Annotated in this window: 22 protein-coding genes and 1 riboswitch; of the genes, 11 read left to right on the top strand and 11 right to left on the bottom strand. The window is 62.2% G+C overall.

From position 1 onward, the window contains the following. Positions 1-42 precede the first annotated feature (42 nt). Positions 43-660, bottom strand: a complete 618-nt coding sequence (locus AC1DWZ_RS09640) for a LysE family translocator (RefSeq protein WP_477168668.1) — start codon at positions 658-660, stop codon at positions 43-45. Positions 661-879: 219 nt separating this feature from the next. Further along, positions 880-957: riboswitch (SAM riboswitch) on the top strand. A gap of 63 nt (positions 958-1,020) precedes the next feature. Between AC1DWZ_RS09640 and AC1DWZ_RS09635 the strand changes: the two genes are divergently transcribed. The 8 genes from AC1DWZ_RS09635 to AC1DWZ_RS09600 all read left to right on the top strand — a co-directional run bounded on the left by AC1DWZ_RS09635 (position 1,021) and on the right by AC1DWZ_RS09600 (position 9,727). Beyond that, positions 1,021-1,938, top strand: a complete 918-nt coding sequence (locus tag AC1DWZ_RS09635) for a homoserine O-succinyltransferase (RefSeq protein WP_477168667.1) — start codon at positions 1,021-1,023, stop codon at positions 1,936-1,938. 333 nt (positions 1,939-2,271) lie between these two features. Continuing rightward, positions 2,272-3,201 carry a chorismate mutase gene (gene pheA, locus AC1DWZ_RS09630; RefSeq protein WP_477168666.1) on the top strand — a complete coding sequence of 310 codons (930 nt, stop codon included), beginning with the start codon at positions 2,272-2,274 and terminating at the stop codon, positions 3,199-3,201. Between the two features lie 31 nt (positions 3,202-3,232). After that, positions 3,233-4,333 (top strand): pyridoxal phosphate-dependent aminotransferase, encoded by a 1,101-nt coding sequence (locus AC1DWZ_RS09625; protein WP_477168665.1) that lies wholly within the window; start codon positions 3,233-3,235, stop codon positions 4,331-4,333. After that, complete coding sequence (locus AC1DWZ_RS09620; protein WP_477168664.1) at positions 4,330-5,214, top strand: prephenate/arogenate dehydrogenase family protein; 885 nt, start codon at positions 4,330-4,332, stop codon at positions 5,212-5,214. The genes AC1DWZ_RS09625 and AC1DWZ_RS09620 overlap by 4 nt, the downstream gene beginning before the upstream one ends. 8 nt (positions 5,215-5,222) lie before the next feature. Next, positions 5,223-5,549, top strand: coding sequence for a chorismate mutase (locus tag AC1DWZ_RS09615; protein ID WP_477168663.1), 327 nt, complete (start codon positions 5,223-5,225; stop codon positions 5,547-5,549). Positions 5,550-5,733: 184 nt separating this feature from the next. Then, positions 5,734-6,318, top strand: coding sequence for a PDC sensor domain-containing protein (locus tag AC1DWZ_RS09610; RefSeq protein WP_477168662.1), 585 nt, complete (start codon positions 5,734-5,736; stop codon positions 6,316-6,318). A 106-nt stretch (positions 6,319-6,424) separates the two neighbouring features. Further along, positions 6,425-8,113: a methyl-accepting chemotaxis protein gene (locus AC1DWZ_RS09605; protein WP_477168661.1), complete on the top strand. Its 1,689-nt coding sequence runs from the start codon at positions 6,425-6,427 to the stop codon at positions 8,111-8,113. A gap of 189 nt (positions 8,114-8,302) precedes the next feature. Further along, entirely contained in the window at positions 8,303-9,727 is a 1,425-nt protein-coding gene (locus AC1DWZ_RS09600) for a homospermidine synthase (RefSeq protein ID WP_477168660.1), read from the top strand. Between the two features lie 217 nt (positions 9,728-9,944). On the opposite strand, the gene AC1DWZ_RS09595 is transcribed toward AC1DWZ_RS09600, so the two are convergent. From AC1DWZ_RS09595 to AC1DWZ_RS09555, 9 genes are all read right to left on the bottom strand, one after another. Then, on the bottom strand, positions 9,945-10,970 hold the full coding sequence (locus AC1DWZ_RS09595; RefSeq protein WP_477168659.1) for a DUF2125 domain-containing protein: 1,026 nt from the start codon (positions 10,968-10,970) through the stop codon (positions 9,945-9,947). A gap of 28 nt (positions 10,971-10,998) precedes the next feature. Then, positions 10,999-11,766 (bottom strand): ABC transporter permease, encoded by a 768-nt coding sequence (locus AC1DWZ_RS09590; RefSeq protein ID WP_477168658.1) that lies wholly within the window; start codon positions 11,764-11,766, stop codon positions 10,999-11,001. An 11-nt stretch (positions 11,767-11,777) separates the two neighbouring features. Further along, positions 11,778-12,506: an ABC transporter permease gene (locus tag AC1DWZ_RS09585; protein WP_477168657.1), complete on the bottom strand. Its 729-nt coding sequence runs from the start codon at positions 12,504-12,506 to the stop codon at positions 11,778-11,780. A 188-nt stretch (positions 12,507-12,694) separates the two neighbouring features. Then, complete coding sequence (locus AC1DWZ_RS09580; protein ID WP_477168656.1) at positions 12,695-13,501, bottom strand: transporter substrate-binding domain-containing protein; 807 nt, start codon at positions 13,499-13,501, stop codon at positions 12,695-12,697. A 218-nt stretch (positions 13,502-13,719) separates the two neighbouring features. Further along, positions 13,720-14,904: a pyridoxal phosphate-dependent aminotransferase gene (locus AC1DWZ_RS09575; RefSeq protein ID WP_477168655.1), complete on the bottom strand. Its 1,185-nt coding sequence runs from the start codon at positions 14,902-14,904 to the stop codon at positions 13,720-13,722. 14 nt (positions 14,905-14,918) lie between these two features. Continuing rightward, positions 14,919-15,863 (bottom strand): DMT family transporter, encoded by a 945-nt coding sequence (locus tag AC1DWZ_RS09570; RefSeq protein ID WP_477168654.1) that lies wholly within the window; start codon positions 15,861-15,863, stop codon positions 14,919-14,921. Positions 15,864-16,149: 286 nt separating this feature from the next. Next, entirely contained in the window at positions 16,150-17,808 is a 1,659-nt protein-coding gene (locus AC1DWZ_RS09565) for a tetratricopeptide repeat protein (protein WP_477168653.1), read from the bottom strand. 173 nt (positions 17,809-17,981) lie between these two features. Beyond that, positions 17,982-18,263 carry a hypothetical protein gene (locus tag AC1DWZ_RS09560; RefSeq protein WP_477168652.1) on the bottom strand — a complete coding sequence of 94 codons (282 nt, stop codon included), beginning with the start codon at positions 18,261-18,263 and terminating at the stop codon, positions 17,982-17,984. A 39-nt stretch (positions 18,264-18,302) separates the two neighbouring features. Beyond that, on the bottom strand, positions 18,303-18,521 hold the full coding sequence (locus AC1DWZ_RS09555) for a hypothetical protein (protein WP_477168651.1): 219 nt from the start codon (positions 18,519-18,521) through the stop codon (positions 18,303-18,305). A 289-nt stretch (positions 18,522-18,810) separates the two neighbouring features. On the opposite strand from AC1DWZ_RS09555, the gene AC1DWZ_RS09550 reads away from it, so the two are divergent. Then, positions 18,811-19,701: an HpcH/HpaI aldolase/citrate lyase family protein gene (locus AC1DWZ_RS09550; RefSeq protein ID WP_477168650.1), complete on the top strand. Its 891-nt coding sequence runs from the start codon at positions 18,811-18,813 to the stop codon at positions 19,699-19,701. 9 nt (positions 19,702-19,710) lie between these two features. On the opposite strand, the gene AC1DWZ_RS09545 is transcribed toward AC1DWZ_RS09550, so the two are convergent. Further along, on the bottom strand, positions 19,711-19,875 hold the full coding sequence (locus AC1DWZ_RS09545; protein WP_477168649.1) for a hypothetical protein: 165 nt from the start codon (positions 19,873-19,875) through the stop codon (positions 19,711-19,713). 240 nt (positions 19,876-20,115) lie between these two features. On the opposite strand from AC1DWZ_RS09545, the gene AC1DWZ_RS09540 reads away from it, so the two are divergent. Continuing rightward, complete coding sequence (locus AC1DWZ_RS09540; protein WP_477168648.1) at positions 20,116-20,811, top strand: Crp/Fnr family transcriptional regulator; 696 nt, start codon at positions 20,116-20,118, stop codon at positions 20,809-20,811. Positions 20,812-20,817: 6 nt separating this feature from the next. Further along, the gene (locus AC1DWZ_RS09535; RefSeq protein WP_477168647.1) at positions 20,818-22,173 is read left to right on the top strand and encodes a hemolysin family protein; all 1,356 of its coding nucleotides are present in this window, start codon (positions 20,818-20,820) and stop codon (positions 22,171-22,173) included. The last annotated feature ends 73 nt before the right edge of the window (positions 22,174-22,246 follow it).

Genomic DNA, 22,246 nt, shown 5'->3' with positions numbered 1-22,246 from the left:
CCGCTTGCGGGGAGAGGGTCGGGGTGAGGGGACTTTCGTTCCCTAAACCTTCGCCGAACTGAAGATGAGCCGCAGCCCCAGCCCTGCCATCACGGCCCCGGCGATGCGGTCGATCCAGCCCTTGGCGCGAAGATAGGCCGCACGCGGTTTGGCCGTCGAGAAGGCGAGTGCCACGGCCGAATACCAGCCGCCTTCCACCAGGAACAGCAGGCCCGGCAGCAGGATCATCGTGCCGGTCGAGGGATTGGACGGCAGCAAGGCTGCAAAGACGCTGCTGTAGAAAATCACGGTCTTCGGGTTGCTGAGCTGCGTCGCCAGCGCCAGCAGGAAAGTGCGGAATACGCCGCTCCGCGATGGATCTGCCATCGCCGCCTGCAAGGGCTGCCTGGCGCCCCGCCACAGCTGGTAGCCGAGATAGACGAGATAGGCGCCACCACCGATCTTGAATCCCATATAGAGCCATTCGACCTGCATGAAGAGCGCCTGCAAGCCGATGACGGCAAGTGTTGCCAGGATCATTCCGCCCAACCCCATGCCGAGTGCCGATGCCAGCCCATGGTGCCGCGATTGCGAAAGAGAAATGCGTGCCACCAGCAGAAAACTGGGACCGCCCGGGGATGACGAACTTGAGAATACCCTGCCAACACCATCTGCGGCCAACTAAACAAAGCCGTCATCCCCGGGCTTGACCCGGGGATCCACTCTTGCAACAGCCTGACTGACCCGCCCCGCTTCCTTGGCAAAAACATGCCGGCTCGCCTGGCAAATTCACCCTCGTTATGCGGCAAAACGCCCCACAACATGCGTGAAACGCTACCCTGGGCGGCCGTCAAAGCCTGATAAATCGTATTGTAGCTTGGGTGCCGCATCGGTTAAATAGAAGCATTCCGTGGTGATTTGGCCGGCCGGCTTGCAGCCACGTAAAAAAACTCGCTAAAGGGCCGCCCGAGATTTTCAAAAGTGGAATCTCAAGGCTGCGGACCCAGGGCGAGCCATTTGCCGATTTTTGGGTGACCGCACATGCCGATCAAGATTGCCGACAAGCTCCCTGCCTTCCAGGCCCTCCAGAACGAGGGCGTGCGCGTGATGACCGAGACAGCGGCAATCCGCCAGGACATCCGCCCGCTGCAGATCGGCCTGCTCAACCTGATGCCGAACAAGATCAAGACCGAGTTGCAGATCGCGCGCCTGCTCGGCGCCACCCCCCTGCAGATCGATCTCTCCTTGATCCGCATCGGCAACCATGCCGCCAAGAACACGGCGGAAGACCATCTGCGGACTTTCTATCAGACCTGGGAGAATGCGCGGCATCGCAAATTCGACGGCTTCATCATCACCGGCACGCCGGTCGAGACGATCCCCTACGAAGACGTGACCTATTGGCCGGAGATGCAGCAGATCTTCGACTGGACCACGACCAACGCGCATTCGACGATCAATGTTTGCTGGGGTGCCATGGCGGCACTTTACCATTTCCACGGCGTACCGAAGCATCAGTTGCCGGAAAAGGCGTTCGGTGTCTATCGCCAGAAGATCATGAAGCCGTCGTCACCCTTCCTGATCGGATTCTCGGATGATTTCGTGATACCGATCTCGCGCTGGGCCGAAATCAGAACCGCCGACGTGGCGGCGTGCCCGGATGTCGACGTGCTGGCCTATTCCGACGAGAAAGGTGTCTGCATCGCCCAGAGTCGCGGCGCGCGCCGTCTCCACGTGCTCGATCACATGGAATATGATGCGACCTCCCTCGGCGATGAATATGCGCGCGACATCAACGCCAATGTCCCGATCAAGCTGCCGCACGACTATTTCCCTGCCGATGATGCCGCACGGCCGCCGCTTAACCGCTGGCGCCCGCATGCGCATCTCTTCTTCTCGAACTGGATCAACGAGATCTATCAGACGACACCCTTCGAGATCGAGAAGGTCGGCCAGTAAGGGGCCGCAGCGGTGGCGGAGCCACCACCGGCCCGGCGGCAGCGCTGGAAACCCGGGAAGGAACCATGGCCGGAAGATTGAAATCTGTCCGCCAATCTTCCAAAATCCGGCTCTTGGGGGCTCGGATTTCCCGCCTGACAGCGCCCCTCCAGGCTCCAGGGCAGGAAACCCAGCACAGGGGCCCCTGGCAATGGCTTCTTTCAAGGTTTTCTTTGCTTTTCGGGCGCTTGGCGGCTATCACTTGGCCGCGGCCGGGCCCCGTCTGAATGACCGTTGGCTAGGCCGTTTCTCAGTTCTTGGAAACAATTTGGGCCTTGGAAGTGGTTTAGGGGTATGCAGGGGTCGGATGGCATCGGGGATGAGCTGGTCCAGCTGCGGCATAAGATCGATGCGATCGACAGCCAGCTGCACGATCTGCTCATGCAGCGGACGGAACTGGCCGTTGCGGTGGGCGCCACCAAGGCAGCGCGCCAGCCGCTGACCGGCGAATCGCCCGCGGAAGGCGCCAAGTTCATGCGCCCGGCCCGCGAGGCCAAGATCCTGCGCCGCCTCATTGCGCGCCACAAAGGCAAGCTGCCCAAGGCCGTCATCGTGCGCATGTGGCGCGAAATGATCTCCGCCCTCCTCCAGGTCGAAGGCCCTTTTGTGGTCGCGGTCTATGCCCCGCAGGCCCATCCCGGTTTCTGGGACCTGGCGCGCGATCATTATGGCAGCCAGGTCAAGCTCCTCACCTTCAGCCGCGTCGACCGCGCCTTGAGCGCCGTCATGGACGGATCCGCCACGGTCGCTGTCCTGCCCTTCCCGCGCGAGGATGACAACGACCCCTGGTGGCGGCGCCTGATGGGCTCGGCCCAGCTGCCCCATGTCGTGGCCCGCTTGCCCTTTGGCGATCCCGGCAACCAGCGCAACCCGGATCTCCAGGCCCTCGTCGTCGGCCGCTCGCCCACCGAACCCACCGACCGCGACCATTCATTGATCGTGCTTGAAGCCCCGGAACCGGTCAGCCGCTCCAGCCTGCGCCAGGCCCTGGCCGGTGTCGGGCTTGAGACCAGCTTCATCCATGGCGGGCGCGATCAACTGGGCCGCGATCAGCTGGGCCCGGACCTCAACCTCATCGAGGTTGCGGGCTATGTGGCCGAGGCCGATCCGCGCCTGACCCTGGTCGCCAGCGGCCTCGGCAAGGATGCCAAGCTGCACACGATCGGCTCCTATGCCGAACCCCTGACCAAGGCCGAGCTCAGCGACGAACCGAGCGGCCACTAACACAGACGCAACGCGCCTTGGAGCCCAGATCATGACCTTGACCGTTCGCCCCGGAATTCTCGACATCGCCGCCTATGTGCCGGGCGAGCATGATCTGCCGGGATCGGGGCCGATCTACAAGATGTCGTCGAACGAGAGCGCCCTGGGCGCCAGCCGCCTCGCCATGGAAGCCTATGCCAAGGGCGCCATGGAGATGCACCGCTATCCGGACGGCGCCAGCATGGCGCTCCGCACGGCCCTGGCGGCGCAAGTGGGCGGCAAGCCGGAAGAGATCATCTGCGGCACCGGCTCCGACGATATTCTGGTGCTGCTGACCCGCGCCTATGCGGGTCCTGGCGACGAGGTTCTCTATTCGCGCCACGGCTTCCTCATCTATCCGATCGCTGCGCAATCGGTGGGTGCGATCCCCGTCGCGGCACCGGAGAAGAACCTCACCACCGATGTCGATGCGCTGTTGGCGGCCGTGACGCCCAAGACCAGGATCTGCTTCGTCGCCAACCCGAACAACCCGACCGGCAGCTATATCCCGGCTGCCGAGATGAAGCGGCTGCGCGATGGGCTGCCGGAGAATGTGCTCCTCGTCATCGACGCGGCCTACGCCGAATATGTCGACAAGCCGGACTACAGCAACGGTGCCGAGCTGGTGAAGACACATGACAATGTCCTCATGTCCTGCACCTTCTCCAAGATCTACGGCCTGGCGGCACTCCGCCTCGGCTGGGCCTATGGCAACAAAAGCATCATGGACGTGCTGCACCGTATCCGCGGCGTGTTCAACGTGCCGGCGCCCGCGCAATTGGCCGGCATCGCGGGCCTTGCCGACACCGACCATGTCGCACGGTCGAAGGCGCACAACGATTATTGGCTGCCCTGGTTCGTAAACGAGGTGAAGCGCATCGGCCTTCACCCCTATCCCAGCGTCGGCAACTTCCTGCTGGTGCGCTTCCCCTCCGATCCCAAGCTCAATGCCGATGCAGCCGAGAAATTCCTGAAATCCCGCCGCATCCTGGTGCGCAAGATGGGCGCCTATGGCCTGCCCGACTGCCTGCGCATCACCATCGCCGAGGAAGCCGCCGTGAAGGCCTGCGCCATTGCGCTGGGTGACTTTGTCCAGGCGGCGGCCACACAATGACCAAGCAACCTCTCTTTGGGCGCGTCGCCCTCATCGGCATCGGCCTCATCGGCTCGTCCCTGGCCCGCGCCATCGCCGCCGCCGATCTTGCCGGCGAGATTTCGATCTTTGATGCCTCGGCCGAAGCCCGCGACGCCGCCCGCGAGCTGAAGCTCGGCCTGGTGTCGGATGATGTTGCGAGCGCGGTCAGAGGCGCCGACCTCGTCATCCTGGCGACACCGATCGGCACCTATGCCGATTTGGGTGCCGCCATTGCCCCTCATCTGAAGTCGGGCGCCATCCTCAGCGATGTGGGTTCGGTCAAGCAGGCGGTGATCCGCGATCTCGGCCCCCATGTGCCGGAAGGTGTGCATTTCATCCCCGGGCACCCGATTGCCGGCACCGAACATTCGGGCCCTCGCGCCGGGTTTGCCGAACTCTTCAAGGGTCGCTGGTGCATCATCACGCCATTGCCAGGTGCTGACACTGCGGCCGTCGATCGCTTGCACAAATTATGGTCCGGCATCGGCAGCATGGTTGAGAGCATGGAGCCCGGCCATCACGACCAGGTGCTGGCCATCACCTCGCACTTGCCCCACCTCATCGCCTATACCATCGTCGACACGGCGACCAATCTCGAGGAATCGACGCAGTCGGAAGTGATCAAATTCTCGGCCTCCGGTTTCCGCGACTTCACGCGTATTGCGGCCTCCGACCCCACCATGTGGCGCGACGTCTTCTTGAACAACCGCGAAGCGGTCCTGGAAATCCTCGGGCGCTTCACCGAGGACCTCACGGCCCTGCAGCGCGCCATCCGCTGGGGCGAAGGCGATAAATTGTTCGAGGTCTTCACCCGCACTCGCGCCGTCCGCCGCGGCATCATCGACGCCAAGCAGGCGTGAGTGCTGTGATGGAGAAAGTCCGGAACAGGCGCAAAACCTGCAACGACATGTCGGACGTCCGCGACGCCATCGACGCACTCGACCGCGAGATCGTGGCGCTGCTGGCCGACCGGCTGCATTTCATCGGCGAAGCGGCGCGCATCAAGCCGCGGCGCGATCAGGTTCGCGATGAGCCCCGTGTCGAAGATGTCATCGCCAAGGTGCGTGCAGCGGCCGTGGCAAGCGGCATGGATCCGGATTTCATCGAGCCCATCTATCGCGCTCTGGTCGAACGCTCGATCGCTCACGAACTGGATCTGTTCGACCGGCGCGACGCGTTGAAGAAAGCGCGCTAGTCCGCTCTTCCGTTTCCTCCGCTTTTCCATTTGCAATTGGTAATCATTCCAAGCCGCGCGTGCTTAACGCGCGCTTAATCATCTCATGCCTACGCTTCAGGACTTGGGCTCGATCAGCGCGATCCGGCCCAGGACAGGAAAATCCATGCGCACGCCGCGCGAAAACGTAGATGTGAGGAAATCCATGCTTAGGAAAATCGTTCTATGCGCCGCCTTCGTCGCCGCCGCTGGTACCAGCGCATGGGCGGATGATGCGGAAACAAAAGCCAAGGCCGAAGCGTTTGCCAAGAGCGACATCGCGCAGTGGGCCGCCGATCCTACGATCGTTGCTGCCGTCGAAGCCGCCAACGCCGAACACGCGGCTCTTGACCAGGCCAAGATCGATGCACTCGATGCGCAGTGGAAAGCCGAAGTCGGCGCCGCTGCCCACCCCTTGATCGATTCCGTGGTCAACGCCGCCGTGTCTGCCAAGCTCAAGGAAAAATGCACCGGCTCCAACGGCCTCGTCACCGAAATGATCCTGATGGACAATAAGGGTCTCAATGTCGGCGTGTGCGACGCCACCAGCGACTATTGGCAAGGCGACGAAGGCAAGTTCCAGAAGAGCTTCGGCGCCGGTGCCGGCGCTGTCTTCGCCGACGATGTCGAGCAGGACGAATCGACCCAACGCTTCCAGCTGCAGACCAGTATCACCGTGGTCGATGCCAGCGGTGCGCCCATCGGCGCCCTCACCGTCGGTCTCGATGCCGAAGGTCTGATGGCCCAATAACGCCTTGTTACCCGGCCGGCGCTGATTACAGTGCCGGCCGTTCTATCTTGGGGAATGCCCCGCGCCTTGAGGAACATCTGACGACGCGGACGAGGAAGATTGATCCATGCAGATTGCGACGGACAGCGTGCCGGCAAAGAAGGCACGCATTTGGACCATCGGCCGGCGGCTGGCGGCGATCATCGCCATCGGCATCGTCGTCGGCTTTGCCCTGGTCCTGACCCTGCAATCCTTCGCCCAGCGCCAGATGGCCTTGAGCGAAGCCGGGATCAGCCGCATCGCCATCGCAAGGTTGATTGCGGGCCAGGTCTCCGGCGGCGTCAAGTTCAAGAAGGCCGATGCCATCGCCAAGGGCTATCAGGGGTATTTCGACGAACCAAGCTCCGCCCTGGCGGCGATTGCGATCTTCTCGGTCGAAGACGCCAAGCTGTCCGAAGCCAATAATGCGAACCTGCCGGCGATCGACCTCACGGCCCTGCTGCCCACCGCCAAGGCCGCCATCGAACAGAACAGCGTCTATACCGATTTGACCGCGGCCCACCAGATCGTGTTCGTGCCGGTCATGGAAGGTGTCGGCGACAAGGCACGCCGCATCGGCATCGCCGCCCTCGCCTGGAGCACGGCGCCTTTGGAAGCACAGCTGCGGCATCAACTGCTGCAGGCCGTCCTCATTGCGCTCGGTGTCATGATCGTGCTGCTGGGTGTCATCCTGTGGATCATTCGCGCCACGGTGAGCAAGCCGCTGGTCAAGGTCGCAAGCCTCATCGGCACCAAGGACACGGTCGAGCATCTCCAGGCCGAGCTGGGTAGAACCGTTCAGCGCGCCGACGAGATCGGCGACATCGCCCGGGCGCTCACCGCCTTTCACCAGGCCGATGCCGAATTGGCGCGCCTGCAGCGCCAGCAGGATGAGGCACAGGCCCGCTCCGAAGCTGAGCAGCAGGCAACCGCCGCCCGCCTCGCCCAGCAATTCCGCGAAACCATCGGCTCGGTTGCTGAAGGCCTGTCGGCGGCCATTGAACAGGTCCGCACCACCACCGACCGGCTCGCGATGTCAGCCGACGAGACCGAAACCAAATCGGCGGTCGCCGTGCGCGGGGCGGAAGCCACCAGCCACAATGTGCAGACCGTGGCCGCCGCCGCCGAAGAACTCTCGGCCTCGGTCAACGAGATCTCGCGCCAGGTGGGTGAATCCGCACGGCGCGCGGAATCCGCTGCCGCCGGCTCCGAGCAATCCAATGAGAAGATCGCCAGCCTCGATGATTCCGTGAACAAGATCGGCCAGGTGGCGCAGCTCATCAGCGACATCGCCAGCCAGACCAACCTGCTGGCCTTAAATGCCACCATCGAGGCAGCGCGTGCCGGCGATATGGGCAAGGGCTTTGCCGTGGTGGCGCAGGAGGTGAAGAACCTCGCCACGCAGACCGGCCGCGCCACCGGCGACATTTCCCAGCAGATCGATGCCGTCCAGCAGGCGACCGCCGGCACGGTGGCCGCGATCAAAAGCATCATCGACGGCATCCGCGACATCAACGATCTTGCGCGCACGATCTCGAGCGCTGTCGAGCAGCAGCAGGCAGCCACCTCGGAGATCGCCCGCAGTGCGCAGGACGCCGCCGCCAGCACGCAGGAAGTTCATTCGAGTGTGCTCGACATTTCCGGCTCGGCGGCGCTGACGCGGGAAGCTGCCACCATCATCCGCCGCGAAACCGACCAGCTGCTCGTCGAAACCCAGCGATTCAGGTCGGAAGCAGGACATTTCCTGGAACGTTTGGCAGGCGGGCGTCGTGACTAAGCACTTGGCTGCAAAGCGACACTTTCCAACATAAAAATTTCCCTTGCGCGCGTGCGGTAATTCCCTTAATCGCCGTTACCAGGGGCATTCATGGTCACAGCCCCCAATTTGTGGCGCGCACGCTTGGCGCACGCTGTCCGCCGGTCGATGGCAGCAGCATCCTGACCGTCTTTTCTGAACATGAGGTAGATGATGGCAAAATTTCCCTATAAGGGCCGTATTGTAATGATTGGTTATGGCTCGGTCGGCCGGTGCACGATGCCGCTGATCGAGCGTCATTTTGACATGCCTTTGAGCCGCGTCACGGTGATCGATGGTCATGATCATACCGAAGACGCAGCGCGCTTCATCGCCAAGGGTGTCAATTACATCGTCGAACCTTTGCATGAAAAGAATTACACCAAGGTGCTCTCGAAGCATTTGGGCAAGGGCGATCTCCTGATCAATCTGTCGGTCGAGGTCGATTCACTGGCGCTCATCACCTGGTGCCAGAAGCAGGGCGTGCTCTATGAAGACACCTGCATCGAGCCCTGGGCCAATTACTACGACAACACCGCCATCCCGGAAGATCAGCGCACCAACTATTTCCTGCGCCACCGGGCTTTGGAAGCGGCCAAGAAATTCCCCAAGAACGGTCCCTCGGCGCTGCTCACGCACGGTGCCAATCCCGGGCTCGTCACCCATTTCATCAAGCAGGCGCTGCTCGACATCGCGCGCATGCGCGGCTTGAAATTCGCCAAGCCCACCAGCCGCGAAGCCTGGGCCAAGCTCATGCGCGATTGCGGCGTCAAGGTGATCCATGTGGCCGAGCATGATCTGCAGGTCACCGACGTGCCGAAGATGCCGGGCGAGTTCGTCAACACCTGGTCGATCCCCGGCTTCGTCGGCGAAGGCTGCCAGCCGGCCGAGCTCGGCTGGGGCACCCATGAGAAGAAGCTGCCCGAGAATGCCATCGAGCATAAGGTCGGCAGCAAGGCCGCCATCTATCTGCAGCAGCCGGGCTGCACCACCGAGGTACGCTCCTGGACGCCGCATGGCGGACCAATGATCGCCTATCTCATCACCCACGGTGAATCGGTCACCACGGCCGACTATTTCACCGTGATGGAAAAGGGCAAGGCGGTCTACCGGCCGACCGTGCATTACGCCTATCACCCCTGCGACGATGCCGTTCTCTCGGTGCGCGAGTTCCAGGAAAAGAACTTCACGATGCAGAAGGATGTGCGCCTGCTGGGTGAAGAGATCGTCACCGGCATCGACGAACTAGGCGCGCTGCTGATGGGCGATTTCGGCGCCTATTGGTTCGGCTCGCAGCTCTCCATCGAAGAAGCGCGCCGCGTCATGGGGCCGGAATACAACGCGACCTCGCCGCAGATCGCCTCGCCGGTGTTGGCCGGCGCAATGTGGCTGATCGAGCATCCGAACCAGGGTGTGGTCGAGCCGGAACAGCTCGATCATGATTACATCCTCGACATCTGCCGCCCCTATCTCGGGCCCGTGGTCGGCTGCTTCACCGATTGGAATCCCTTGAAGGACCGCAACGTGCTGTTCAAGGAACACAATCTCGACCAGACCGACCCCTGGCAGTTCGAAAACTTCCGCGTTCGGCGCTGATTGCTTCTGGTTTGGCGAAGCGAAAAGCCCCTCACCCCGCCCCTCTCCCCGCCCGGAGGCGAATGCCGACCTTCGTCGGCGGCGCGGGGCGAGGGAGTTCCGAGCGAGTTCGCTTTGAAGCCCCTCGCCCCGCAATGGCGGGGAGAGGGGTTGGGGTGAGGGGATCTTCGAACGTTCAAATGAAAAAGGCCCGCTCGAATCCGAGCGGGCCTTTTCTTTACCAGGCCACGGCCGGCAGGCGCGTGAGCTTGATGGGCCCCAGCCACAGATAACCCTGCTGCAGGCTGAGACTGACACTGACCGTGGGTTTCCCTTCAGCATCGGGCTTGGCGAGGCCCTTGGCCATGATGCCGCCGGTCTTGGCGGCCTGGGCGTCGATGAGGCCATCCTGCGCCAGCAGATCGATCGTCTCAGAGAGGCCTTGGGCGCGGATGGTGAGCGCCCCCAAGGGCTGCAGCGCTTCATCCAGCGTCACAGTCCCCTCGCCCGCCAAGGCGAGCGGTGCCTGGGCGAAATCGAAGCTTTTGAGATCGATGATCCCGCCGGCATTGGCCCAGCCCCTGATCATCGCCTGCAAATCGGCGGCGGCCGGCACCGGCCCCATGATCGCCCCCTTGGCTGCGGCCTTTTCAATAGGCGCATCCGTCAAGGCCCGCTGCCCGGCGGCCAGGCGAAAGACATCGAGCGCCACATCGAAGCCAAGCAGAGGCTGATGATAATCCGCGGGGCTCGCCGCCGGCAGGTCGATTGTGGCGACCGCCTTCTCGGCCGTATAGGTGCTGGCACCAACCGTGACCGATGCGCTCTTTCCGTCCAGCATCACCGATTTCAACTGGCCGCTCGATTGCAGCTGGATCCTGGCCGTGCCGCTCTCAAGGCGCGCCTGCTGTGCTGCGTCCGTGGATTGCAGCGCAAAGATCACCGGCACATCGCTGGTCACCGCAATGTCCTGCAAATTCCAGGGCCGCATCTCGGCAAGCAGCGTCTCACCCGTCACGGAGAGGATTCCGCTCGGCTGTTGAAAGCCGAGGGCGACACTCTGAAAGCGGGTGCGGAAAGCAAAGGGGAATCCGGCGATGGGATCCTGTTCGAAAGCGATCTGGTTGCCAAGCGCCCGCTGCTGCGTTGCCCAATCGGCAATGCCTGCCTGCAGTCGCCCGGCAACATAATGCCAGTAATAGGCATAGCCTGCGCAGAGAAGCGCGATCAGCGCGATCGCGATGAGGGCGACACGGAAGCTCATCGATCTCGGCCGCTCTCCACGGCTGCGGTCAGGCTGGTCCACCGACTTGGATCACAGCGGCTTCGGGCTTGGGACCGCTGGTAGGCGGCTGCAACCGGTCGCGGTTGAGGTAGCGCTCCACCACGTTGAGGATGCGGGTCAGCACGAACACCAGGATGACGTAAACAATGGCGGCCCCCAGCAGCGGTTCATAAACGCGCAGCTCCTGGGCGCGAATGTAATTCGCCCGCTGCATAACGTCTGCGACCGCGATGAAGGCGCATAGCGAGGTGGCCTTCAGCAACAGAATGGTTTCGCCGCTCATGGTCGGCAGGCAGATGCGGATGGCGCGCGGCAAGGTGATGCGCCAGAAGATCTTGGAATTCGACATGCCGAACGCCTTGCCCGCCTCGATCTCGCCATAAGGCACGGCCTGGATCGCACCGCGCAGGATTTCACCCGTATAGCCGGCGGTGTTGAGGCTGAAGGCCAGGGCCGCATACCAGAAGGAATTCCGGAGGATCGATGAGGCCCAGGAATTGCTCACCCACTCGCGCGGCAACTCGCTCTTCAATCCGTAATAGATCAGATAGAGCTGCACCAGGAGCGGCGTCCCACGCATGAACAGGATGTAGCAATAGGCCGGCACGCGCAGCACCGGGTTGTGGGACACGCGTGCCACGGCAATGGGCACGGCCAGCAGGTTGCCGAAGATGAAGGAGGTGACGGTCACCGCCAAGGTGATCGGAATGCCTTGAATGAGAATCGGCATCACATAGGTGAAGAGATATTCGAAGAAGCCCAGGCGTTCGGTCATCTATCGGCCCCTTACGCGCGTCGCACGCCGCGATTGACGCGGCGCTCGGCATAGTGAAACAGGACCATGGAGACGATGCTGATGACGAGGAAGCAGCCCGCCGTGAAGGAATAGAAGAACATATAGGCCTTGGTGGCTGAGGCGGCCATCGATCCGCTTTTGAGCAGCTCTGCGGCAGCGCCGGTGACGCTGATGAGCGACGAATCCTTGGTGGCGTTGAGCCAGATATTGCCCATGCCGGGCAGTGCATAGCGGATCATCTGCGGAAAGAGAATGCGCCGGAAGCGTAACATGAACGGCATGCCATAGGCGCGCGCTGCTTCCATCTGCCCCTTCGGCACAGACAGGATGGCGCCGCGCAGAACCTCGGTGAGATAGGCGCCCTGGATGAAGCCCAGCGCACTCACTGCGGCGGCAAAGGGATTGATGTCGAAGGTCTCGTCGACCAAGCCGACCGACAGCAGCAACGCCTTCAACTGCGATGTGCCGGTGTAGAAGATCAGGAGCATCAGCAGGACTTCGGGCAAGGCACGAATGAGGGTCGTGTAGAAATCGCCCACCCGCATCAGGGAACGATTGCCGGAAAGCTTGCAGCCGGCGCCACCCAAGCCCAGGACGAATCCCAGAAGATACGAACAAAACGAAATCTTCAGCGTTAGAAAAGCGCCGAAAAGAAGCTCGTCGCCATAGCCGGCATTACCCCAGCCAACCATTGAAAACAGCGAAACGTCGCTGGCCATTCCCTGTTCCTTCAGCCCCTGCGGCCTTCTTCCCCGAACTTTCGTACCGGTGGGTTTGTCCACCTGGTCAATATTTGGGCCGCTTCGATCATCAAACGACAAACGCCGCCCGGACGCAAGGTCCGAGCGGCGTTTCCCTGTACTTTAACGCCAGATACTTTGGCGCCAGATATCCGGTGTCAGCGGCCTTAGTAGGTCGGCTTCACCAGTTCGCCGGTGTCCGGCCATTTCGCGGTGATCTCGTCCCACTTGCCGGATTCGACAACGGCCTTGATCCCTGCGGAAATCGCGTCACGGAGTGCCGTGTCTTCCTTGCGGACGCCACCACCGACGCCGTACCCCATGATCGAATCCTGCGGCACCGGGATCTTCACTTCGAAATCCTTGCCGCGATCCGAATCGAGGAACTGCTTGAAGGACGATTTGCCTTCCTGCAGATAGTCGACGGCGCCGGCCGCGAGATCGGCGATGGCGTTGTCGAGAGTGTCATAGACCTTCACTTCGGCAACGCTGCCGAATTTCGCCTTCAGGAAGTCGGCATGGATGGTCGACGTCTGGGCGCCGAACACCTTGCCCTTGCCGCTTTCCGGATTGTTGAAATCGAGCTGCGTCGTATCCGACTTCGCACCGATCACCACCGAGGGTGAATCATAGTAGAAGTGGGTGAAGTCGATTTCCTGCTTGCGCTTGTCCGTGATGGTCATCGAGGACCAGATCACGTCGATCTTCTTTTCTTGCAGCGACGGGATGATGCCGTCCCAGGCAGTCTCGACCAAGGTGCAGGTCGTGCTGGCATCGGCCTTCTTCATCTCGTCGCAGACGGCGTTCATCATGTCGATTTCCCAGCCCACCCAGGTACCCGAGGCGTCCTTCGACGACATCGGCGGATAGGGCTCGGCGGCGACGCCGAATTTAATGTCTGCAGCGACGGCGCTGGTCGCCATGGTGGCGACGAATGCGCCGGCGATGATGCTCCCAAACAAGCTCTTCTTCATGATGGTTCCCTGGTCAAAGTTGATGGTACCGATACCGGCCTTAGCGGCCTTCCCCGTCGGTCATTCTTACGTCAACCGTTAGGCGGGGATGGATCGGCTACCGGCAAAGACTAGCATAGGGAATTCCGGCTTGGGTAGCTGCCATACGGGCGTCAAACAGACAATTCCGCGTGAGACTGCCCTGTGATCAGCCGCCTTGCCCACCGAATCGCCGGTTTTCACGATTTGCGCAGGAAGGTCTCGAACCGGTCCATCGCCAGAGAGAGCCGGTCATTGGACTGGGCATAGCAGAGCCGCAGATACCCCTCGCCACCAGCGCCAAAGGCGGTCCCGGGGGCAAGGCCCACCCGCCCCTCCACCACCAGCCGTTTGCAGAAGTCGACGGCGCTGCCCATCTCCTCGACCTGCATCATCAGATAGAAGGAGGCATCGGCCGGGATGACACGGACCCGGTTCATGGCGGAAAGGCGCTCCATCACCAGGTCGCGGCCGCTTTTGCAGCGGGCGACCATCCATTGGACCCAATCCTCGCCTTGCGTGATCGCCTTGACGCAGGCCGCCTGCAGGAAGGGCTGGCCGCCGGACGTGTTGAATTCGATCAGCCGCTCCATCGGCGCCACGGCCGCCTTCGGCATGATCATCCAGCCGACCCGCCAGCCGGTCATGGCCCAGGTCTTGGAAAAGCTGTTAACCACGAATACCGGATCATCCGGTCCCGCGATCTCCAGGAAAGAAGGTGCCACCGGCTTGGTATAGATGAGCCGGTTATAGACTTCGTCGGAGATGAGGGCGATGCCGCGCGTCCGGCAGAAATCGAGAACCGCATGGCGCTGCTCTTCCGGCATCACCCAGCCGGTGGGATTGCCGGGCGTTGCCACATAGATGGCCTTGGTCTTTTCATCGCAGGCCGCGAACAGCCGGTCGAGATCGAGATGCCAGCCATCGCCATGGCCGGTCATCGCCACCTGGCGCGGCTCGCCGCCCATGATCTCCACCGCCCGGAAGATATTGGGCCAGACCGGCGTCACGCAGACCATGTTGTCGCCAGCACCGATCAACGTCTGGACGATCAGCATCATGGCGTTCATGCCGCCCGACGTGACCGCGATGCGATCTTCCGTGAGCTCGATGCCATAGAGACCGCGGTGATAGTCGATGAGCGCCTGGCGGAGTTCCGGGATGCCGCGTTTATACGTGTAGAAGGTCTTGCCCGACGCCAGCGCCTCGGCCGCCGCATCGCACACGAATTTGGTCGTGGGCAGATCGCCCTCACCCACCCACAGCCCCACCACGTCGGGGATGGTGAAACCCATCTTCCAGACATCGACGATCTGGGAATCCTCAAGATGCTCGATCGTGGGGCGGATCTGAAAAGACCCAGCGTTCAAAGACGGGGCGTTCATCGGGATGGTATCTCTCAAGAAGGGCGCGGGGCGGTTGGGGTCGCGGGTGCTGATTGGACGGATGCTGATTGGACGGGTACTGGCACATCGCGGGGCCGTGTCAGGACCAGAAGGTTACCGGACAGTACCAAAGCAAAGCCCAGCCCGGCTAGGGGTGACCATTGATAGCCTTCCAGCAGCGTCGAAAGCGACAGCGCCACCACCGGGAAGACGACGCTGGAATAGGCCGCACGTGCCGCACCGATGCGCTGCACCAAAGTGAGGTAGCAGCCAAACCCGATGACGGTCGCAAAGAGGGCGAGGCCTATGAGGGAAATGGTGTAGCCGGGCCTTGGATCGTAGTTGAACGAGGCGCCGGCCAGGATTGCAAAAGCGATGCAGAACAGGGCACCGAAGCTCATGCCGATGGTGTTGGATTCGACCACCGGAATGCTGAGCACCTTGAGACGCACCGAGATCATGTTGCCGAGCGAGGCGAGATAAGTGGCAAGCAGCGAGAGGCCGAGGCCCCAGGCCGGATTGGTGCCAAGGCCGGATTGGCGGAGTTCGGGATAGAAGACGAAGCACAGGCCGGCAAGGCCGATGAGGGCTGCGAGCAAAGCCCGCCGATCGATGCGCTGCCGGAAGAACAACGCCAGATTGGCGATGTTCATGACCGACATGGTCGAAAAGCACACGGCCAGCAACCCGCTCACCAGATGCATGCCGGCGAAATAGAAGAGGATGTAGTTGGCACAGAACAGGCAAAAGCCCTGCGCCGCCATCAGCAGATAGGCGCGCCGCGAAAAGCGCAGGCTGCGCCGCCGGACCAGGCAATAGCCGATGAGGATGATGGCCGAGAGGAGAAAGCGATAGGCCAGCGAGACCTGCGGTGCCACCACGCCCAATTGCTGCTCGATCCCATACCAGGACGAGCCCCAGATCAGCACCACAAGTGTATAGAGCGCCCAGATGGGCATGACGAGCCTCGCGATCAGGAAGGTGCCGAGGCTAGTTGGCAGCAATGGATCACACAATGACCGATGCCGCATGACCGTTATGCGAGACATTGTTTCGATACAAAAGTAAACCCGTCGCTGCTTTCGTCTTCTCCGGGCTTGACCCGACACACTGGCAAGTAATCGACCTGTCGCAACTTTAGCCGTCATCCCCGGGCTTGACCCGGGGATCAAGCCCCACCGCCAAGCTGTTGCCGGCAGATCCTCGGGTCAAGCCCGAGGATGACGGTCTAGGTCATGGCCTGTTTCAACTGACCAGGGTGAAGAAGATCCGCGTATTGTCGTAGCCGGCGGCGATCGTCACCTTGTCGCCCGGCTCGACGGCAATCGGCTGCGGGAAAAAATGCATCGCCTGCTTCCAGTGGTTGGTCCTGGCATGGCTGTCGGAGCGATAGACGATGTCTTCGAACATGTGCAGATCAAACCAGAAGGCAACGCCGTGGCAGATGCCGGATTCCGTCACCGGGACCGTCAGGCGATGGCTGTCCATTTCCTTCATGTCGGTGCGGAAGTCGAAGGGCAGTGCCACGAACCGGTCGGAGAGGCGCAGATGCGGATCGGCGGAAAGATCGATCTGGGCATAGCCGGGCGACCGGAGCGGATCCATGGGCGACATGTCGAACCCGGCGATCATGCGCACGGGATTGATCCTGGCGAGATGGTCGCATTGCAGCAACGCGCCATAAACCGTGGCCGCTTCCGGAATGATCCGGCCCTCCGGCTTCACCAGATTCTCGCGGGCATGGCGGATGATCGAGAGCATGTTGGGTGCCAGCATCCCGACATTGATCAATTCGGAAACGAAGATATCGGCCTTCTCCGGCATATCGTGCCCAAGATGTATTTGCGTCGATTTCTTGTTGATGACCGTGATGCGGTCGGCATAGCCGTTCTGGATGACAATGTCGCGTGCCGTATCCGCCATCATCGGCAGGACTTCGCAGGTGACGACTTTGCCGGCGCCGGCCCGTGCCGCCATCATGGCGACGATGCCGGACCCGGTGCCGATTTCAAACACCAGATCACCCGGCCGTACTGCCCGCTCAAGCGCCAGATTGTAGGCGATGTTGCGCTCGTCATCGTTGATCATCGGAATGTGCCACGCCGGCACCATACTGGAGAGCTGCAGCCGCAGGGCGAAAGCCAGATCTTCATCGTCCGGTAATTCTGCAAGGCCCTCGCGGATCACCTTCATCGCATCGTCGGGCAGCTGCTGGTCATGAAGCGCCTGTGCCAGTGACGCATAGGCCGGCGCGCATTTGGGATCGAGGCGCAATGCTTCGCGGAAGCAGGCTTCCGATTCCGGCATCTGGTCCAGCTGATAGAGAATTTCGCCAAGATTGAAATGCGCATCGACAAAGGTCGGGTCGTGCAGCACCGCTTCGCGGAAGCAGATCAACGCCTTGTCGAACTGGCCACGGCGCTTGAGGGCGATGCCGAGATTGTTGATTGCAGCCACCAGGACCTGTGGCGTCATCAGCGACTGGCGGAATGCCTGCTCGGCCTCTTCGACACGGTCGAGGCGCAGCAACGCATTTCCCAGATTGTTCCAGGCCATGCCGTCTTCGGGCTTGAGGACCGTGGCGCGGCGAAAACTCACCTCGGCATCGCCATTGCGGCCGAGCGCATAAAACAGCGCGCCGCGGCTGTTCTGGAATTGGGCACTCATCGGATCGACCTCGATCGCCCGCTCGATGAGGTCAAGCGCCTGGTCGGGCGAGGCGCCACCCTGATAGCCGATGACGCCCAGGAGATGCAGCGCATCGGCGTCGGTCGGGTTGGCTGCCACCAGCTCGGCACAGATCCGGCTGGCATCTTCCAATCGGCCCTCTTCGATCGCGACCATGGCTGGCTCGATGGATTTGACCTGCTTTGAACTTGCCGCCACTGGACTGTCTTCAGTCACATCGCCCCCAAAATCGCTATGGTCAGTCCGCCGTTCGCGGCCGGGACTATCTGCGCGACTCGACGCACACTCTGATAGGTGCCAGCCGCGGCCGGCAGTCTATCGCGCAATAAGGGGAAAGCGCCAGTTTCGGCGCCGTTCAGCAACTGTGACGGGTCGGATGGAGGGCTGGCTCAGGCCAGGATGTCGACCAGCGAGCCGCGCCCGGCGGGCAGGCCATTGCTGGAGGTCGGGATGCTGCCCTGACCACCGTCGAGGGAAGGTGCAGAGGCAGCCTGCGGGGCACTGGGTGCCGCACCAGCAACTTCCTTGGCAGCACTCACGGCCTGCGAGAGAAGATTGGCGATGTTCTGGTCCTGCTTCTGCGCACCGCGCAGGCCAGCCAAGGCGATCTGCTGGCCACGTTGGCCACTGGCGATCTGGGAGGCGGCAAAACCGGCGGCAGCGACGTCCATATTACTTCCTACTGCATGCGCAAATGATCAGAGGGCGCCTTAGGCGGTGATGTTGAGCAGTTCCTGGGTATTCTCGTTTTCCGTCCGGATGACGGCCGCATTCGCCTTGAAGCTGGTCGCAGCCAAGCTCAACGACACGATATCCTGCGGATCGAGAGAGCCTTCCGCCACGTTCTGGGCAGCCGCTTCCATCTGGCTTTGGGCCTTCTTGAGGCCCTCGACCGCCGCACTGATGGTACTGGATGAGGTGATTTCCATGGCTACCTCCCTGGCTGCAACGCACGCAGCCCGTTGTTTCGTGGAGCGTCAAAGTACCCCAGCCTTGTTAAAATTTGGTTTCTTTCTGAGGTCTGGGGCCAAATTCGGAAAAGAATCTTAACAGATTCGGGGAATTTTCCACCCCCGGAAGTGCTTGGGCCATCGACTAAGGTCTGGTCTGTCCTACAGTTTTACCGCTTGATCGAAAATTTCGGACGTAGTTAGCATCCGCAACATTAGATGTTTCCGGCCCGGCTCGACGGGCAAAGACAGGATTGCGCAATTACCGATGGCCATTCGCCCCCGCCGCTCCGTGCTGTATCTGCCCGCCAGCAATGCCCGCGCCCTGGAAAAGGCGCGCAGCTTGGCAGCCGATGCCGTCATTCTGGACCTTGAGGATGCGGTGGCCCCCGAAGCCAAGGAAAGCGCCCGCCAGCAGCTGGTCGAGGCGCTGAAAGCCGGCGGCTTTGGGAAGCGCGAGGTCATCGTCCGGGTCAACGGCCTGGAGACGCCCTGGGGATATGACGATGTCGCGGCCGTGGCAAAGCTTGGGGCCGACGCCATCCTGTTCCCGAAGATCCAGTCGCCAGATGATGTACTGGCAGCCGTGGCAGCGCTTGACGAAGCCGGCGCGCCGGCCGATTTGCCGATCTGGATCATGGCTGAAACGCCCCGCTGCATCATGTCGATGGATTCCATCGCCAGCGCCAGTCCGCGCCTTGCGTGCCTGGTGGCGGGCACGTCGGATCTCAGCCGCGACCTCCGCGCCCGGCCGGCGCCGGGGCGCATCGGGGTCATTTCAGCCCTGTCCATCATCGTCATCGGCGCCCGCGCCTATGGGCTCGACGCGCTTGACGGTGTCCATCTCGATATGAATGACGAGGCCGGCTATCAGGCGGCCTGCGAGCAGGGCCGGGATCTCGGCTTTGACGGCAAGACGCTGATCCACCCCAAGCAGATCGACGCCGCCAACGCGGCCTTTGCCCCCAATGAGGCCGAGATCGAGCAATCGAAGGCGATCGTGGCGGCCTGGGGCGAAGCAAGGACCCAGGGCAAGGGGATCTGCGTCCTGGGTGGCAAGCTCATTGAAAAACTGCATGTCGAGGATGCGGAACGGCTGCTCCAGCTCCATGCCGCCATCCTGGAGCGCCGCGAGACCGGATCGTCCGCGGCGGCTTAATTGTCGAGATCAATCCTTGCCGCCGATCCGGTTGACGCAGCCCACCTGCTGCAATTGATTGACTTGGCGGTAGGCACCCAAATCATAGGCGCGGGTCGCGGTGCAGCCACTCAGCCCGCCGCCGATCAGGGCCAGAACCGTTAACGTCTTCACATAATTACGAAAAAACAACATCGAAACTCTCCTTGAAGGGTGCGATGCGGGCTTTTGCCGGTATTGGCGAAGCACACACGTCGCTTGGCTCTGCCCTTAACCTGGGGTTTCGTTTCCGCTAGGTTGTGAACCCCTTCACACGTCTGGGATGCGCGCGCCCAAAATTGATGGCTGTGGCTTTAAGAGGAGGACGACATCTCTGGTTCAGACCAAATCAGCCCGGCTACCGGTCTTGCAGCCCCTGGCCTTGCAGCCCTGCCCGTGCGCGCCCAGCTGCTGGGGAAGAGCTTTCTCTTCCGCGGCCTGGAGCCCGCCCTTCTTGAGCGGGTCGCCCGCCTGTGCCTGCCGCGCAAGCTCGCGGTGGGGGAAACATTGTTCTGGGAAGAAGAGCCGGCCGATGCCCTGTTCGGCGTCGCCAAGGGCCTCATCCGCATCTGGGTCCATGGGCCGGACGGCCGCGAGCTCACGCTCAATCTGATGGAAAGCGGCGACTTCTTCGGCGAGATCGCGTTGCTGGACGGTTTGCCGCGGACAGCCAGCGCCAGTGCCCTTGCCGACACCGAGATGCTGAGCGTGCCGCGCGCAGCCTTCCTCGAGTTGATGTCGAAGGAGCCCAAGCTCGCCTTGCACATCATCGAATTGCTGTGCGAACGGCTGCGCCACAATACCGACCGCATCCGCGACGCGGCGTTCCTCGATCTCGGCACGCGCCTCGCCAAGACGCTGGAGGCGCTGGCCGCCGGCCATGGCGAAGACGGGCCGGATGGCATCGTCATCACGGCGAAGCTCAATCAGAGCGAGCTTGCACAGCTGCTGGGCGTCACCCGCGAGGCCGTCAACAAACAACTGAAGCAGTTCACCCAGGAAGGCTTGATTGCCACCAAGGGCAGCCGCATCGTGGTGCGCAACGCCGCAGCCCTCTCGGCGCGCGGCAAGGTAAAGGAAGAGAGTGCCTAAGTTCCGATGAGCGAAGTTCCGTCCGCCGATACGTCCCTGTGGTTTGAGATTCTCATTGTCCTTCTGCTGGTGCTGCTCAATGGCTTCTTCGCCATGTCGGAGCTTGCCATCGTGTCAGCGCGCCGGGCGCGGCTGAAGCCCATTGCCGATGCCGGGCATCGCGGTGCCAAGAAGGCGCTGGAGCTGGCCGAAGATCCCACCATGTTCCTCTCCACCGTGCAGATCGGCATCACGCTGGTGGGTGTCGTGGCCGGCGCCTATTCCGGCGCCACATTGTCGGCACCCCTGGCCGAAGCCTTGAACGACTGGCCGCTGCTCGCTGCCTACGCCTATCCGATCGCCGTGACCCTGGTCGTCGCCTGCATCACCTACCTCTCGCTCATCGTCGGCGAACTGGTGCCAAAGCGCATCGCCATGAATCACGCCGAGGCGATCGCCATGCGCGTCAGCCTGCCGATGGCGCTCATCGCCAAGATCGGGGCGCCCTTGGTGCTGGTCCTGCGCGTCTCGACCAATGCGCTCCTCACCCTCATGGGCCTTGGCGGCGACCGCGACACGCAGGTGACCGAGGAGGAAGTGAAGACCATGGTCGCCGAAGGCGCCGAGAGCGGCGTCTTTGCCGAAGAAGAGCGGCACATGATCGACCGCGTGCTGCACCTCGCCGACTACTCGATCCGCTCCATCATGACGCCGCGCCCCGACATCGACTGGATCGATACCAACGATCCGCTGGAGGCCACCATCCAGCATATCATTGCAAGCCGGCACACAAGGCTGCTGCTGGCCCAAGGCAATGTCGACGAAGTGCTGGGGGTGGTGCATGCCAAGGATCTGCTCCATCAGGTGGCCAGCGGCCAGCCGATGGACCCGAAGCTCTGCGTCAAGCCGGCGCTGACCCTCCATGAATCAACGACGATCCTCCGTCTCCTCGAACTCTTCCGCCAGTCGCCGACGCATATGGCCGTGGTGCTGGATGAATATGGCAGCGTCGAAGGCATTGTGACACAGGCCGACATCTTCTCCGTCATTGCCGGCGAGATGTCGGAAGGCAGTGCCGAAGACGATTCCATCGCCCAGCGCGGCGACGGCTCGTGGCTCATCGATGGCAAGACGCGCCTCATCGATGTCGAACGGCGGCTCGACGCCACCGGCTTCGTGCATGCCGATTATGCGACGCTGGCCGGCCTCGTCCTTCATCGCCTGGGCCGTTTGCCGCGGGTCGGCGAGAGCGTCACCTATAACGGCTTCCGCCTGGAAGTGGTCGACCTCGACGGCCGGCGCATCGACAAGGTGATGGTCGACCGGATCAGCGATGAGAAGAAGGCGGCAGGTGAAAAGATGTTGGGCGACAAAGCCTCCTGAACCACGATTGGTGAGATGTCCCTGATCGGCCTTCTCCCGTCGGCTATCTGTTGCCTGGTCCGCGCATCTGCAA

It is taken from the genome of Dongia sp. P2_B8 (assembly GCF_056404715.1).
The sequence above is the reverse complement of the archived record's forward strand: the minus strand, read 5'-3'. Positions and strand labels throughout refer to the sequence as shown.